At 57.8% G+C, this 16330-nt stretch carries 14 protein-coding genes; 2 read left to right on the forward strand and 12 right to left on the reverse strand.

Features of this window, described 5'->3' with window-relative positions; genetic code table 11:
• Positions 1-10: 10 nt before the first annotated feature.
• From HMPREF9241_RS07680 to HMPREF9241_RS07715, 9 genes are all read right to left on the reverse strand, one after another.
• The gene (locus HMPREF9241_RS07680; RefSeq protein WP_006681723.1) at positions 11-2383 is read right to left on the reverse strand and encodes a polyribonucleotide nucleotidyltransferase; all 2373 of its coding nucleotides are present in this window, start codon (positions 2381-2383) and stop codon (positions 11-13) included.
• 228 nt (positions 2384-2611) lie between these two features.
• The gene (rpsO, locus tag HMPREF9241_RS07685) at positions 2612-2881 is read right to left on the reverse strand and encodes a 30S ribosomal protein S15 (RefSeq protein ID WP_006681724.1); all 270 of its coding nucleotides are present in this window, start codon (positions 2879-2881) and stop codon (positions 2612-2614) included.
• A 176-nt stretch (positions 2882-3057) separates the two neighbouring features.
• On the reverse strand, positions 3058-4047 hold the full coding sequence (locus HMPREF9241_RS07690) for a bifunctional riboflavin kinase/FAD synthetase (protein ID WP_006681725.1): 990 nt from the start codon (positions 4045-4047) through the stop codon (positions 3058-3060).
• Complete coding sequence (truB, locus tag HMPREF9241_RS07695) at positions 4044-5072, reverse strand: tRNA pseudouridine(55) synthase TruB (protein ID WP_006681726.1); 1029 nt, start codon at positions 5070-5072, stop codon at positions 4044-4046. Before truB ends, HMPREF9241_RS07690 begins: the two co-directional genes overlap by 4 nt.
• A gap of 1 nt (position 5073) precedes the next feature.
• The gene (gene rbfA / locus HMPREF9241_RS07700; protein ID WP_006681727.1) at positions 5074-5550 is read right to left on the reverse strand and encodes a 30S ribosome-binding factor RbfA; all 477 of its coding nucleotides are present in this window, start codon (positions 5548-5550) and stop codon (positions 5074-5076) included.
• Positions 5551-5788: 238 nt separating this feature from the next.
• Positions 5789-8602: a translation initiation factor IF-2 gene (infB, locus tag HMPREF9241_RS07705; RefSeq protein WP_006681728.1), complete on the reverse strand. Its 2814-nt coding sequence runs from the start codon at positions 8600-8602 to the stop codon at positions 5789-5791.
• Between the two features lie 107 nt (positions 8603-8709).
• Entirely contained in the window at positions 8710-8985 is a 276-nt protein-coding gene (locus tag HMPREF9241_RS09125) for a YlxR family protein (RefSeq protein WP_083856965.1), read from the reverse strand.
• Positions 8986-9057: 72 nt separating this feature from the next.
• Positions 9058-10104: a transcription termination factor NusA gene (nusA, locus tag HMPREF9241_RS07710; RefSeq protein WP_006681729.1), complete on the reverse strand. Its 1047-nt coding sequence runs from the start codon at positions 10102-10104 to the stop codon at positions 9058-9060.
• A gap of 5 nt (positions 10105-10109) precedes the next feature.
• Positions 10110-10583, reverse strand: a complete 474-nt coding sequence (locus HMPREF9241_RS07715; RefSeq protein ID WP_006681730.1) for a ribosome maturation factor RimP — start codon at positions 10581-10583, stop codon at positions 10110-10112.
• 153 nt (positions 10584-10736) lie between these two features.
• Between HMPREF9241_RS07715 and HMPREF9241_RS07720 the strand changes: the two genes are divergently transcribed.
• On the forward strand, positions 10737-11825 hold the full coding sequence (locus HMPREF9241_RS07720) for a hypothetical protein (RefSeq protein ID WP_207326484.1): 1089 nt from the start codon (positions 10737-10739) through the stop codon (positions 11823-11825).
• A gap of 79 nt (positions 11826-11904) precedes the next feature.
• A complete protein-coding gene (locus HMPREF9241_RS07725) occupies positions 11905-12390 on the forward strand; it encodes a hypothetical protein (protein ID WP_040318687.1) in 486 nt (161 codons plus the stop codon).
• Between the two features lie 77 nt (positions 12391-12467).
• Here HMPREF9241_RS07725 and HMPREF9241_RS07730 read toward each other — a convergent pair whose 3' ends face one another.
• The 3 genes from HMPREF9241_RS07730 to HMPREF9241_RS07740 all read right to left on the reverse strand — a co-directional run bounded on the left by HMPREF9241_RS07730 (position 12468) and on the right by HMPREF9241_RS07740 (position 16290).
• Positions 12468-12947: an S-ribosylhomocysteine lyase gene (locus tag HMPREF9241_RS07730; RefSeq protein ID WP_006681733.1), complete on the reverse strand. Its 480-nt coding sequence runs from the start codon at positions 12945-12947 to the stop codon at positions 12468-12470.
• Between the two features lie 72 nt (positions 12948-13019).
• Complete coding sequence (dnaG, locus tag HMPREF9241_RS07735; protein ID WP_006681734.1) at positions 13020-14984, reverse strand: DNA primase; 1965 nt, start codon at positions 14982-14984, stop codon at positions 13020-13022.
• Between the two features lie 40 nt (positions 14985-15024).
• On the reverse strand, positions 15025-16290 hold the full coding sequence (locus HMPREF9241_RS07740) for a deoxyguanosinetriphosphate triphosphohydrolase (RefSeq protein WP_006681735.1): 1266 nt from the start codon (positions 16288-16290) through the stop codon (positions 15025-15027).
• Between the last annotated feature and the right edge of the window lie 40 nt (positions 16291-16330).

Below are 16330 nucleotides of genomic sequence, written 5' to 3' on the forward strand. Positions count from 1 at the left end.
TGAAGAACTATCAGTCTTCAGACGGAGCCTGGGTTGCTTCACCCTCGTCCTCACGCTTGCGACGCGTGCGGGTGCGCGGACGACGCTCACGACGCTCGGAGCGGTCACGGCGTTCGCGACGCTCGGGGCGACCTTCGGACTCGGAGTTGGAAGCATTGGCAGCTTCAGCGGCTGTAGCTTCGTCATCAAGGACAGCGTGCAGGGAGAGCTTGCCACGATCGCCGATTTCAGCGATCTCGACCTCAAGCTGCTGGCCAACCTGCAGAACGTCATCGACAGACTCGATGCGCTTGCCACCGACCAGGCGACGAACCTGGGAAATGTGGAGCAGGCCATCCTTACCCGGGGTCAGGGAAATGAATGCACCGAACGACGTGGTCTTGACGACCGTGCCGATGAAGCGTTCGCCGACCTCAGGCATCTGCGGGTTAGCAATCTGGTTGACCATCTGGCGTGCAGCTTCAGCGGCTTCGCCGGCAGCGGCAGCAATGTAGACGGTGCCGTCATCTTCGATCGTCAGATCTGCGCCGGTATCTTCCTGGATCTGGTTGATCATCTTGCCCTTCGGGCCAATGACCTCACCGATCTTATCCACGGGAACCTGGACGGTGATGATGCGAGGAGCGTTCGGGCTCATTTCATCAGGGCCGTCAATAGCCTGGTTGATCAGATCAAGGATGGTCAGGCGAGCGTCGCGGGCCTGAGCAAGGGCGCCACGCAGGACCTGGGAATCAATACCGTCGAGTTTGGTGTCGAGCTGGAGGGCGGTGATGAAGTCCTTGGTGCCGGCTACCTTGAAGTCCATGTCGCCGAAGCCGTCTTCGGCACCGAGAATGTCGGTCAGGGTGACAGCCTTCTGAACGCCATCAACTTCACCGGTCATGAGGCCCATGGCGATACCGGCGACGGGTGCGCGCAACGGGACGCCAGCCTGGAGTAGCGACAGAGTCGATGCGCAGACGGAGCCCATCGAGGACGAGCCGTTGGAGCCCATGGTCTCGGAGACCTGGCGGATTGCGTAGGGGAACTCTTCGCGCGACGGCAGAACCGGGATCAGAGCGCGCTCTGCAAGGTCACCGTGGCCGATTTCGCGGCGCTTCGGGGCACCCACTCGGCCGGTTTCACCGGTCGAGAAGGGAGCGAAGTTGTACTGGTGCATGTAGCGCTTCGCGGTGACGGGGCTCAGGTTGTCGAGCTGCTGTTCCATGCGAAGCATTGCCAGTGTGGTGACGCCCAGGATCTGGGTTTCGCCACGCTGGAAGATGGCGGAACCGTGGACGCGAGGCAGAACCTCGACCTCTGCGGAGAGGGAGCGGATCTGGCGCGGGGTACGACCATCCATGCGGATTTCTTCACGCAGCGTGCGCTGACGGATCGTGTACTTTTCGAGCGAACGGAAGGCTGCCTTCAGTTCCTTCTCAGCGTCTTCATGTTCGAAGCGCGCAAGCAGTGCCTCGAGCATCTCGGCCTTAACAGCATCAACGGCTTCGTCGCGTGCCAGCTTGCCTTCGGTCAGGAGCGCCTTGGCAAGCTTGTCGCCAACCCATTCCTCGACTACTGCGTATTCTTCATCGGTGTAGTCGATGAAGAGCGGGAACTCTGCAGTTTCCTTCGAAGCGGTCTTGGCGACCTCAATCTGGGCCTCGCAGAGGACCTTGATGAAGGGCTTTGCTGCTTCAAGACCATCGGCAACAACATCTTCGGTCGGAGCAATGGCACCGGCCTGGATGAGTTCCCACTGGTTCTTTCCGCCACCGGCCTCAACCATCATGATTGCGACGTCTTCGGTGCCGTCTTCAGCGGTCACGATACGACCGGCAACAACGATGTTGAAGACGGAGCGCTCGAGCTCAGACCAACGCGGGAATGCCACCCACTGGCCGTCGATCAGAGCAAGACGGGTGCCACCGATCGGGCCGGTGAAGGGCAGACCCGCGATCTGGGTAGACATGGATGCTGCGTTGATTGCCAGAACGTCGTAAGCGTCATCCGGGTGAACGGTCAGGACAGTCTCGACAACCTGGACCTCGTTGCGCAGGCCCTTGACGAAGCCGGGGCGCAGCGGGCGGTCAATCAGGCGGGCTGCGAGGATTGCCTCGGTGCCCGCGCGACCTTCGCGACGGAAGAACGATCCGGGGATACGACCCGCAGCGTACGAACGTTCTTCAACGTCGACAGTCAGCGGGAAGAAGTCGAACTGATCGCGAGGCGACTTGCCGACAGTGGTGGCCGACAGGACGGTGGTCTCGTCGTCCAGGTATGCCAGAGCGGAGCCGGCGGCCTGCTTGGCAAGGCGACCCGTTTCGAAGCGCACGGTGCGCTTGCCGAAACGGCCGTTATCAATAATCGCCTCTGCGGCGGTGATGTCTGAACCTTCCATCATGATGGGGATTCTCCTTTGTGATTCTCAACTGAAGAACTCACGTCACGCTTCGGCCTTCGATCGAAGTCCACGGCGTCGCACCCGACAAACAAGCGGGGGTCCGTGAACCACTGTCGAAAACCGGCGACGCGTTCGTGGTTCTTTCCTATTGGGTGTGTGGGTGTGTGGGTGAAAACGCCACACGTAGTGAACCGGCCCGGTCCCATACGGGATCGGGCCGGCACAAGTTCAGCGACGCAGGCCGAGACGCTCGATGAGCGAACGGTAGCGTTCGATGTCGACCGAAGCCAAGTAGCCAAGGAGGCGACGACGACGACCAACGAGCAGCAAAAGGCCACGACGTGAGTGGTGATCGTGCGTGTGGTACTTGAAGTGCTCGGTCAGATCCTTGATGCGCTGGGTCAGCAGTGCAATCTGAACCTCGGGGGAACCGGTGTCGCCCTCGTGGGTCGCGTACTCGGCGATGATCTGGTCTTTAACGTCCTTGCTCAGCGGCACAGGCGTCTCCTTTGCTTCATTCGTTGCGCGGAGCTGTAAAGCTTTCCTTTACAGCATCGGATCCGCGGCCGTTTGACGGCTTTTCAAGGTTAGCATGATGCGGGCTTTTCCCCGTATCTACGTGGGCAGACTCACCTTGTGAAAGGACAATCACACCCGAGGGAAACCCGTTGCTTTCAGACGGCGGTCACCGAATCGGGATCCACGCGATTCGCCACGGCGATTCCGAGCACGGACGCGGTCTTCAGCAGGTCATTATCCATCTGGAAAAGTAGTTCATCGAGAGAATCGAAGGTCATCATTTCGCGAATGCGTGACACGAAGGTGACCGCGATTTTCTCGCCGTAGAGGTTCAGGTCGGATCGCCCCAGCACGTGAGCTTCAACAGTGCGCTCTACCCCATCGAACTGTGGGTTCGTTCCCACCGAGATCGCTGCGGGCAAGAATTCTGCGGACTGCGTTCCCGGAACGGTACGCACAACCCAGCCGGCATACACGCCATCAGCAGGCACAACGCCTTCAATTCCGCCCCGCAAATTGGCGGTCGGAAATCCCAGAGAACGGCCTCGTTTAAAACCGTGTTCGACCGTGCCACGGATTCGGTGCAAATGCCCCAAAACCCGGGCAGCGCCAGCGACATCGCCTTCAGTGAGCAGTTCACGCACCCACGATGAGGACCAGCGACGCCCTTCGGGAGCCTGAATATCGGTGACCATCACAACATCAAAACCGTAGGTGCGTCCCAGCGCCCGAAGCGTATCGATTGTGCCTAAGTTGTGGGCACCAAAACGGAAGTCTTCACCGACAACAACTTCAACCGCACCCAAGCGGTCAACGAGGAACTCGGTGACGAAATCTTCGGGTTCCAGCGTGTACACGCTTTGGTCATAGTGCTCCACAAGTGTCGCATCCAGTCCGCACGAGGCCATGGCATCAAGTCGATCCCGCAACGGCGAAATCAGCTGGAGGTTTACTTCCGGGCGATGCACCTGGGTCGGATGCGGGTCGAAAGTAATCGCCACGGCATCCACACCGCGTTTGCGTGCGCGCTCAACGCACGAGGCAACGACTCGGCGGTGCCCATTGTGCATACCGTCAAAGTTACCGATGGTGACCACCGACTTTTCGTCGCCGGGAATCTCAGACAGGTCGGTCCAGACCTTCATTGTGTTTCTCCAGAAAATACGTTGAGAGTCTTCAAAGAATGATTCTTAATGGCCAGCACCCCACAGAGCACTCCAGATGTATTGCATGCTGCAATGACATCGCCGGGGTTCCCTAATGCCATGACTTCCTGCGCGTCACGCGTCGGTGCCTGACCATGGGAGAAACGCTGTTCTTCTTCCGCGCTCAGAACAATGGAGGGGAACAACGAGGTCGCGGCCTCGGCAATCGGAATCAGGCCGGGAGACGGCAACGAGGGCGCGCCTGGCGAAAACTCCCCTCGCGCTTCAGTTTCCGCTTGCAGATCAGCCAGCTGGTGGGCGCCCGAAAGGGTGAACGAGGCAACACGCGTACGACGCAACGCCGTCAGGTGTGCGCCGCACCCCAGCATCTGCCCGAGGTCGCGGGCGAGGGAACGAATATACGTGCCAGACGAGCAATCGACGTGAACGTCAACATCAACGACACTGACTGGAATAGCCGTCATTTCAGCCGAATCATCATCTGTAGCAATCGCATACTCCGCCATTTGAATGCGCGGATCGCCCAGTCGTTCGAAGGCGTGGATTGTAATCGGACGCGCTTTCAGTTCAACAGAGCGGCCTTCACGTGCTAACGCGTAGGCTCGCTTACCATCGACCTTGATCGCCGAGACCGTTGCAGGAACCTGCATGATCTCACCGCGCAGGCTTGCCATTGCAGATTCGAGCGCTTCTCGGTCCAGCTGTTCGCATCCGGCAATCGAAATCGGCTGGCCTTGCGCATCATCCGTGGTCATTGCAACGCCGAAACGAATCGTCGCATCATAAGCCTTCGATCCGGCGGTAATGTAGGTCAGCAGTCGCGTTGCTTGACCGATGCCGATGACCAAAACGCCGGTCGCCATCGGATCAAGGGTTCCTCCGTGGCCGACCTTACGAGTATGCGCCACGCGTCGCATCTTCGACACGACATCGTGGCTGGTCATCCCAGCTGGCTTATCGATAATAACGATGCCTGGGATGGAAGTGTCAGGCTTTTTCGCCATCTCAGGCGAGGTCCTGCTCATTTTCGTCGAAGCCGTCGGCTTCCTCGCTACCTTCATCGTCATCGTCGCGACGGTAGGGATCTGCATCTCCAGCGTAGGTAGCCCCGATCGACGAGGCCGCGATCTCTTCATCGCGCTTCTTCGCTGCTGCCAGCGCGTCTTCGAGAGCTGCCGCAGACTCGGGCAGGCCATCCAGGATGAATTCAAGGGTCGGGGTCAGGCGAATGCCTAGAGCCTTACCCACTTCGGAGCGAATAATGCCCTTTGCAGATTCGAATGCGCGACCGGCGCCTGCGCGGTCAGCATTATCGCCGAGGACTGTGTAGAAGATCGAAGCATGCTGAAGGTCGCCGGTCACTCGCACGTCGGTGATCGTGACGAAGCTGAGACGTGGATCCTTGATTCGACGGCCGAGCATACGCGCGACGGTCTGGTGAATACGGTCTTGAACTTTGCGCTGGCGTGCTTCGTCTGCCATGGCACTCCCCTTTTTTCTTCTGTCACCCGTTCAGTGGCTCATGATTTCAGTCGAACTGGCGTACTTGCTGGTATCCCATCGTAGAGGCTCTACCCCTCATCGGCTGAATGCTGGTGGATACCTCACGTTCAACGCACCTCTCCAAACGCGTTAGCTGCTTGGAACACACAGGTCGGGTGGAAACGAAACTCGCTTCCACCCGACACTACGTATGTCCTACAAGCGGACCATCACGGCCTCAGTCACGCGGCTTTTCGCGCATTTCCCAGGTTTCGATGATGTCGCCTTCGGCGATGTCCTTGTAGCCCAGCGTGATACCACATTCGTAGCCTTCGCGGACCTCGGTGACATCGTCCTTCTCGCGACGTAGCGACGCGATTTCGAGGTTGTCCGCGACAACCACGCCGTCGCGAACCAAACGAGCCTTGGTTCCACGCTTGATCGTGCCAGAGCGGATGATCGAACCTGCGATGTTGCCGAACTTGCCGGAGCGGAAGACCTGACGGATCTCTGCGCTACCGAGTGCGACCTCTTCGTAGATCGGCTTGAGCATGCCCTTAAGAGCGGCCTCAATGTCGTCGATCGCCGAGTAGATGACGTTGTAGTACTTGATCTCGACGCCTTCGGAGTCGGCCAGTTCTGCCACGCGTTCTGCGGGGCGAACGTTGAAGCCGATGATGACGGCGTTGTCGACCGTTGCCAGGTTGACGTCGTTCTGCGTGATTGCACCAACACCGCGGTGGATGATGCGCAGTGCGACCTCTTCGCCCACATCGATGCTGAGGAGTGAATCTTCCAGGGCCTCGACGGCACCGGAAACGTCGCCCTTGATGATGAGGTTGAGAGTATCGACCTCGCCTTCCTTGAGGACCTTATCGAAGTCTTCAAGGGAGACACGCTTACGGCGCTTGGCAAGCATTGCCTGACGTTCTGCTGCCTCACGCTTGCCAGCAATCTGGCGAGCAGTACGGTCATCGGAGGCAACCAAGAAGGAGTCGCCTGCACGCGGAACGGAGGTCAGACCAAGGACAGCAACCGGACGCGACGGACCGGCTTCAGAAACGTCATCCCCCGTGTCATCAAACATGGCGCGGACGCGACCGTAGGAGGAACCGACGACCAGTGCGTCACCGATGCGCAGGGTGCCACGCTGAACCAGCATGGTTGCAACGGCGCCACGACCCTTATCGAGGTTCGCTTCAATGGCAACGCCACGTGCTGCGGTATTGGGGTTAGCTTCCAGGGTCAGAGCAGCGTCTGCGGTCAACAGAACCGCTTCGAGCAGTTCGCGGATACCGGTACGCTGCTTTGCCGAGATGTCGACGAACATGATGTCGCCACCGTATTCCTCGGCAACCAGACCGTATTCGGTCAGCTGGCCACGGATCTTGTCCGGGCTTGCGCCTTCCTTATCGACCTTGTTGACCGCGACAACGATCGGAACGTTTGCTGCCTGAGCGTGGTTGATTGCTTCAACCGTCTGTGGCATGACTCCGTCGTCGGCTGCGACAACCAGGATCGCGATGTCAGTGACCTGAGCACCGCGGGCACGCATAGCGGTGAATGCTTCGTGACCGGGGGTATCAATGAACGTGATCGGACGCTTGCGACCTTCATGTTCAACGTTGACCTGGTAGGCGCCGATGTGCTGCGTGATGCCACCGTGCTCGGTATCGACCACATCGGTGTGACGGATCGCGTCAAGCAGCTTGGTCTTGCCGTGGTCGACGTGACCCATGACGGTGACGACCGGCGGACGAGGCATGAGGTTTTCGACGTCGTCGAGTTCTTCGGCCTCGAGGTCGATATCGAAGGACTCCAGTAGTTCGCGGTCTTCTTCTTCGGGAGAAACGACCTTAACGTCGTAACCGAGTTCTGCACCGAGTGTTTCAAAGGTGTCCTGGTCGAGCGACTGGGTTGCGGTTGCCATTTCACCAAGGTGGAACAGAACGGTGACCAGTGCTGCGGGATTGACCTCGATCTTCTCGGCGAAGTCTGCGAGGGATGCACCCTGGCGGATACGGATAACCTTGCCGTTTCCGCGAGGAATCTGAACGCCACCAATGACGGGTGCATTCTGCTGTTCGAACTCTTGACGTTTTGCGCGCTTCGACTTGCGTCCGCGCTGATTGCGACCGCCTCCGCGACCGAATGCGCCCGGAGTTGAGCCGCGTCCACCACGTCCACCACCGCGGGGAGCACCTCCGAAACCGCCACCGGCGTTTGCGCCGGGACCGCCCGCAGAGCGACCACCAGCGGGACGTGCGCCACCACGACCACGGCCACCACCGTTACGTGCGGGGCGATCATTTGCGGGGGCGGCGCCGGAAGCGTTGCGAGCAAAGTTTGCTTGTCCTGGCATCATGCCGGGGTTCGGGCGATTGGCACCACCGGAACGGTTACCACTCGGACGAGGGCTACCGGAACGGTTGGAATTGCCACGTGTCGGGCGATCATTGCCACCCTGCGGACGGCTGCCACCGGGGCGCGGGCCCGGACGAGGACCGGGTCGCGGGCCACCGGTACCACCCGGCCGAGGCATGCCCTGGCTGGACGCATACGGGTTGTTACCCGGACGTGGGCCACCCGAACGAGGGCCGGGACGAGGTGCAGAAGGACGTGGCGCGCTAGCGTCGTCCTTGCTTTCAGCTTTTTGCTTGCCTGCCGGTTTGGGGCCTGCCGGCTTGGGGGCTGCAGGCTTGGGAGCACCCGGCTTGGGGGCCGAGGTCTTCTCAGCGCTCTTTGTTGCCTTCGGTGAGGCAGGCTTCGGAGCGGAAGATTGCGAAGAAGAAGCCTTCGATGCCACAGTCTTCTTTTCGGCAGTCTTCTTTTCGGCGGGCTTCTTTTCGCTCTTGGTAGCGGTCTTCTTCGTTGAAGGGGCTTCAGCCGGGCCCTTCGATCCGTAGTGCTCGCGCACGGAACGCACAACTGGCGATTCCAATGCTGAGCTTGAGGCTTTGACGAACTCACCGTGGTCGTTGAGGTACGTCAAAAGTTCCTTGCTGGTGATTCCGAGCTCTTTGGCGAGCTCGTGGACACGCAACTTTGCCACTTTTCTCCTGTCCGGAAGCGCCTCCGGACGGAGACGCGTTACTTGTATTGCTGGCAGCTCATCGCTGGGTACTCATCGGGTGCCCATCGGCTTCCAACCCGCTTTCATTACTCGACGAGAGCACTGTGTGCTCGTGATGAGGCAACCTGGCCAAGCTGGTCCCACATGTGGGCGTCAATGTCGCCCTCGCATGAGAGTGCGCGTTGAAATGCCCGACGCTTGCGGGCGGTTTCGATACACGTTGGATCCGGGTGAATCCACGCACCTCGACCGGGTTGCGCGCTTGTGGGGTCTACGGTGCACACCCCATTTTTCGAAACAACAACGCGAATTAGATCCGCGCGTAACGCTCGACGTGAACATCCCACACACGTACGCACCATTACCGCGCCTTGTGGCACGGTAATCTGGTTCAGCGCAGGATGCGACACATGATCAGTTTAATCGAGCTGGGCTTATTCCTCGTCGTCCACGCATGAGCGACTGGTCACGTCATCAGGCATTGAGGTGCGCGAAACGTCTGCTTCTTCACCGTTTTCCGTATCAGAATGAATGTCGATATGGAATTCGGTCAGACGCGCGGCTAGGCGAGCATTCTGGCCTTCCTTACCGATCGCCAGCGATAGCTGGAAGTCCGGGACGATCGCGGTTGCGGTGCGATTGTCGATCGAGTGAACGACAACGCGGGCAACGCGTGCAGGCGACAGAGCGTTTGCGACGTAGCGTGCCGGATCTGCCGACCAGTCGACAATATCGATCTTTTCGCCACCGAGTTCGTTCATGACCGCGCGCACACGTGCACCCATCGGACCGATGCATGCGCCCTTGGCGTTAATGCCGTCACGAGTCGGTGCAACGGCGATCTTCGTACGGTGTCCGGCTTCGCGTGCGATCGACTTGATCTTGACCAAGCCCTGCTGAATTTCGGGGACCTCGCGCTCGAAGAGACCGGAAACGAGGCCCGGGTGAGTGCGCGAAAGCGTGATGCGTGCGCCTTTTTCGGTGCGTTCAACGTTGACGACGAACGCGCGAATGCGGTCTCCGTGACGGTAGGTTTCGCCGGGAGCCTTTTCCGAGTCGGGAAGAACTGCTTCGAAGTCATCGCCGACCTTGACGATGGTGATGCGCCCGTCGCGCGACTGGTCAACGACGCCGGTGACGACCTGTCCCTTCTGGGAAGCAAAGTCGCCGAGAACCTTCTGATCGTCTGCATCACGCAGGCGCGCAATGATGATCGAACGAGCGGTCGTCTGGGCGATACGACCGAAGTTCTTCGGGGTGTCGTCGAATTCGCCGATCGGGTTGCCCTCTTCGTCTTCTTCGGTGGCGATCACTGCGACGCTACCGGTCTTCTTATCGATTTCGATTCGAGCCTGAGAGATGGCGCCGGGAAGATTGTGGTAGGCCTTGAGAAGGGCTTCTTCAATGGCATCGACGAGCCGGTCTAGGGACACGCCCTTTTCCTGCTCGACCATGCGCAGTGCTGTCATATCGATTTCCATGCGTCTCATTCCTCCGAACCGAATTCGACGCGCGGACGCGCCTTCTTAACCTGGGTGTATTCAATGGTAGTAGGCGTTCCATCGACGTTCAGCACAGCATGGAAATCAGTGGCGGATTCGACACGTCCGACCAGCTTCGTAGCGTCTTTGAGTTTGACGGCAACAAGGCGCCCAATTTGGCGCCCCCAATGACGAGGGGTGACCAGTTCACGCTCAGCTCCCGGTGTTGACACCTCAAGGAAGTATTCGCCATCGACGGGATCGACTTCATCCATAATCGGGCTGACTGCACGTGACATATCGGCAAGAGCTTCCGAATCGACGCTGGCGCCGGGCTCGATTGCTTCGACGATCACTCTAACAATCTGCATTCCGGATTCTTTGACTCCAATAACGGAATCGAGTTCGAGTCCGAACCCTGAAGCGATAGGCGCTAAGCGTTCTTCAAGCGCCTCAAAGTGATGTTGTGGCTTCGCCACCATTCCTCCTACGTGTCCAACACGGCATTAGCTCCCCATCGTACCCGCCTTGAAACATGACATGATTTGAAGGTGCATCTTGTTGATCATCACACTCAGACTGACCGAGCCACTTCGTCGCGACCAGTTCGGCGTCGCCGAATCGCCACCTCGGTGAGCATCAGTATCGCTTCTGCCCTGATCCTCAGCGCCTGCACGTCAACGAATATCCCATTTTTGACGCGAACACTTCAGATCCCGTCAATGTCTGACACCGACATCATTCGCGATCGCGCTGCGCGCGCTGATCAGGCAGCAGTGATTCGCGCTCAGGGTTTCGCTTCCCTTGCTTCATCGTGTGAGTCATGTGCCACTGCGCTTTCAACTTTTTCTACGCAGGCTCAGGGACGCGCAAATTCCTTGGGTGGGGTCTGGCAGCCGTGGGGAACTCAGGTGCCAGACAATGCCAAGAACGTTCCGGATATTGCCGACGCGCCACTTTCGATTGACGAATTCATCGCGTGGAACGAAACAACTGCTCTTCGAGATCTTGCAACCGCATCAAATCCCGATGCTCTTGACGGCGGACAAGCCGTTGCCCTCACTCAAGTGGCTTTGAGCCGCTACGCCGATACTCAGGGGCTTGCTCTGACGTACGGGATTGGTACACGCATGCAGAGTCAGAGCCTCCAGACTCTCAACTCTCGCTTCAGCATGAAAACAGACGATAGGGAGCTCGCGGCGCTGGCAACATGGGGGATTGACCAGGAACACCTTGAGAATGGCACCATGTTGCCCACGCTCGAAATAAGCGACGAAACAGGTGAAAAGCTTGCAGCTTCCACGGAGCTCTCCGATTCTGTCGCACGCTGGGATTGTGTTGCTCAGTCACTGCCGACTGCTCAGTTAAAGAACCAAGTCATTTCTGATGCCAGCATCAAAGCCGATGAACTATTCAGCCGCGTCGATGAAACATTAAAGAATGGTGCAACGGACACGCGCGCCATGAGGTGTTCAATCGATACGTCCAGCGCTGACGCTATTTTCTTGACTCTGATTGAAGCCGACCTTCACTTGGTGAATACGTCTGACGAAAGCCTGCGGACAATCGGCATTCAGGCAGCCCTCGATGATATTCGCTCATGGATGGGTGTTGCCACGATGAGCTCTCTTCCATTGCCGACCCCCGTTCCCGCCGAGGGCACTGACGACTCCCCGTCATCTCAATCCGTTGCTCGCACCGAATCCGGACAGAGCAACTAACTGTCCGTCTTGGAAGCCCGCTTTTCGCAGGACGCCACCTCGCCCAGCCGGGCAGATGGCGTTTGCTTACAATGAGCCCATGACTACCGTTCTGCCCGCGTCCGCTCTTGGCCTACTCCCCGATAGTGATCGCAACCCCGTCGCTGAGCAAGTAGGCGATGACCTTTGGGTTGTCGCCGGCGCTCATGCGCTGATCCTGACTTCCGCCACCGCGATCATCGACTCCGCAATGTGGTACGAGGCCGCGACCGCTCAATGGGAGGCTGAAACTCGTCAGTTGTCGGTCACCTGGGTTGATCCTCAACGCCCGGATTGGACGCTGACGACAGTGTCTGAAGATCCGCACGTTCTGATGCGGACCATCAGTGACCGCGTCAATCATTCGATCGTGATTCACAAGGCCTTGAAGGTGTCGAATGGAACGCAAGTAGCGGCATGGATTCGGCGCGCGGAAGACGGAAAGCTGTTTTCTGTTCTGATTGCGCTTGGCCCGCTTGACGAGGCTTCCCAGAAGGAAGCAGATGCCTTCGAACGCGATTTGCGTGAGAGCGTGGGCCTCGATTAGGTCTATTCCCCAGTAATACACGTGTCGGCGAAGTCTGTGACCTCGCCGACACGTTTTTCAGTCGCTACAACGCGCCTCTAGTCGTCCAGCAGAGTGCGCACAAAAGGATCAATGGAGAACTTCTTATCCAGGATGGCTCGCGCCCATTCTTTGGCGGAGAACAGTGAGTGATCACGGTAGTTACCGCAGGACACGATGTCGGTGCCGGGAACCTCATCCCAAGTGATCTGGTCAGCGATTGCTTCAAGGCTGGAGACAACGGCTCGTGTGACTTCTTCAATGCTTGGGGTGCCCCACGTAATCAGGTGGAAACCGGTTCGGCAACCGAACGGCGAGCAGTCAATCACTCCATCCATGCGGTCGCGCAGAAGGGATGCCATCAGGTGTTCGATCGTGTGCAGACCACCGGTTGGGATCGCGTTTTCATTCGGCTGGACGAAACGCAGATCAAAGTTAGAAATCGCATCCCCCCTCGGGCCGTGTTCAACGGCAATCAGGCGAACATAGGGTGCTTTCACTGCAGTGTGATCCAGCGCGAAGCTCTCAACTTCAGCCATGGTGGCCTCCTTGGGGTCAAACATGTCGGTAGCACGGCACCGGGGAAGCCAGTGCGAGAAACGATCAACAATCTAGTCGCGTTCACGCAAAGAACGTCGTCGCTGTTCAAGAGTGACCAGGTATTCGAATGTTTCTTGATACTTCGGGTCGTCTTCATTCATACGCTGAAGCTGAGAGCGAATGTCGGCTGTTTTGCGATTCAGGTCCAGTCGAACCAGTGCGTTCACAACTCCCTTGCAGTAGGAACGCATTTCGTCTTCGCGATCCTGAGGAAGTTCGACGACTGCAAGTTTGGTGATAATCGGTTCAATCAATTCGCCTGCTTCTTGGCGAATATCATCCACGAAACGACGTGTCGCCACCTCTTGCGCATAGACACTATCGCCTGTTTCGTCCTGTGCTTTCTTCAGCTGACGAGCAAACGCATCGACGCCACCAACCGCTTTAACCGCATCGAATACGGCTCTGCGCGTTGGATGAGTAAACGTCGCACCATCGATGGAATCGAACTGCGTGCCAATGAAATAAATCGGCTGTTGCAAAACTGCTTCCAACGCCTGGCGTTCCACGCGCGAGACGAGATCTTCGGGTTCGGGGCGCGCTTGAGGTTGCGGGCGACCAGCTCCAGCCATGTGGTTATTCTGCGCACTGTCGAAACGCTGGTATCTCCCGCGTGATAGTGAACGAATCTGGTTTTGCACGAAACGAGGATCCATGCCAAGCCAGCCGGCTAGCAGGCGTTCGTACTCCATCCGTAATGCGCGATCTTTAATGTCAGCAACGATGGGAGCAGAAGCTTCCAAAGCCCGAACGCGTCCTTCGGGGAAATTGAGGTTCGATTGGCGAAGGATCGAACGCAAGACGAATTCAAACAGTGGAATACGCGAGCGAATCAATTCAACAACCGCGTTCTTCCCACGATTAATCATGATGTCGCACGGATCCATCCCCTGAGGATCAACTGCAACAAACGTTTGAGACGCAAAGTTCTGGTCTTCTTTAAACGCGCGAAGAGCAGCCTTTTGGCCCGCCTCGTCACCGTCAAAGGTAAAGATCACTTCGGAACCTCGTGCCTGCCCACTGGATAGGACAACCCCGGCAGCAGAATCCGCTGAGTCGCCCAGCAGTCGGCGGACAACGCGAACGTGCTCGGATCCGAAAGCCGTACCGCAGGTAGCAACCGCGCAGGTCACACCGGCCATATGAGCAGCCATCACGTCCGTGTATCCCTCGACAATGACGACCTTACGGTTCTTGGAAATCTCTTTCTTCGCCAAATCCAGCCCATACAGCAACGTGGACTTCTTATACAGCGGAGTTTCGGGGGTATTCAAGTACTTCGGGCTCTGCTTGTCTTCGTCGTTCAAACGCCTGGCGCCAAAACCAACGGTTGTTCCCGTGATATCCCGGATCGGCCACATGACGCGACCGCGGAAACGATCAATCAGACCTCGCTGCCCACGCGACGCCAAACCGGACTTTTCAATCTCTTCATCGGTAAAACCACGTGAGCGAAGCATGCGCGTCAGAGTGTCCCAGGAATCGGCTGAGTAACCGACGCCAAAATGCCGGCACTCTGCAGGTCCGAACCCGCGGTTGCCTAAGAACTTACGGGCAGGCAAGGCCTCTGGAGTTTCAAGCTGTTGTTGATAGAACTCTTCAGCAATTCGATGCATGTCGATCAGACGCTGGCGCCTGCCGGGCTGTTCACGCACCGTCTGAGAGCTTCCCTCTTCGTACCGAAGAGGGACACCCGTCATTTGAGACAGGTATTCAAGAGTCTCTGGGAAGGAAAAATTATTGATCTTCTGAACAAAAGCGAAGATGTCCCCGCCTTCTCCACACCCGAAGCAATGCCAGAGACCCGTCGTCGGATTAACGGTGAAACTCGGAGTGCGCTCATCGTGAAAAGGGCACAACCCCTTCAAAGAGTTCATTCCGCCGCTACGCAAAGTGACGTGTTCACCTACGACACGAGCAACATCAATTGCCTGTCGTAAGCGTTCCTTGTCTTCTTCAAGAATGCGTCCGGCCATAGACGCTAGTCTACCGATCCGTTCACCGTTTAGCGCACGCTCACAATTGGGTTGAAAGCATGCCACACCACTGGGCGTGCCAGCGTGATGCGGACGCATCCGTCAGCGACGCGACCTGGTCAATCACCACGCGCAAACGCTCATTATCATCGTTCGTTTGACGCCAGTTTTCAGCAAAAAGAGGCTCCAAAGCCGACGGTCCAGCTTCGAAAAGAGCATCCACCAAGTCCGCCAAAAGCGTGCGCTGCTGGTAATACACCGGCTCGTTCTCACGCGGGCTCATCACGAAGTGAACAGCCAGCCCCTTCAGGATCTGGATCTCTGCACGAGCCTCGGGAGGAACAACCAGATCCGCACGGTATCGTCCCAACGGACCGGCACCAAACTCAACACGAGTCGCGCTGACCGTAGAGGCACAGAAACGTCCGATCAGTTCGGATGTGAAATCTTTCAATTCCGCGAGCGCACGATAGGAACCATCAAAGGATCGTGGCCATTCGGGCATACGAAGCAGACGTTCAATCGCCAGTTCCAAATCGGTGCGGGCAACACCTGTCCCGTACCAGTTGATCGTCGAGTCAATAATCTCATTCAGTGTCGATTCATCGCTGAGGGATGCAACGTCGCATTTACCCGTTGCGATGGCATCTTCAACGTCATGCACGGAGTAGGCAATGTCGTCTGAGAGATCCATGATCTGTGCTTCCAAGCAACGTCGACCAACGGGTGCTCCCTGACGCATCCACTCGAAAACGTGAGCATCATCTGAATAGACGGAGAACTTCTTTGCTGACTTCATCGGATCCGGCCCCTGGCCTTTCGCCCACGGGTATTTACAGATCGCATCCAGTGTCGCCTTCGTCAGATTCAACCCCGCCGGATGCCCATCATCGGTCAGCACTTTCGGCTCAAGTCGGCTCACTAGACGCAGAGTCTGCGCGTTTCCTTCAAAACCACCGCAATCGCCGGCAAGCTCATCCAAAACCCTCTCGCCATTGTGCCCAAACGGCGGGTGTCCAAGATCGTGGCTCAGGCACGCTGCATCCACCACGTCAGGATTCGCGCCCAATTCTTTACCCAGTTCACGACCAACCTGCGCAACCTCAAGAGAGTGCGTCAGACGCGTACGAACAAAGTCGTCAGTGGCCGGGCCTAACACCTGAGTCTTCTCACCCAGACGACGCAAACCCGACGAGTGCACAATTCGAGCCCTGTCGCGTTCGAACGCTGTCCGCATCGCTGACTTCGAAGGTTCAGGCCACATACGTGACTGATCCTGGGACGAATACACGGGCACGAGCACCATGGCACTCCGAGTCATTTCAGGGCTTTCATTCACCATATAA

This window comes from Schaalia turicensis ACS-279-V-Col4 (genome assembly GCF_000296505.1).
GTDB classification, from domain to species: Bacteria; Actinomycetota; Actinomycetes; order Actinomycetales; family Actinomycetaceae; genus Pauljensenia; species Pauljensenia turicensis_A.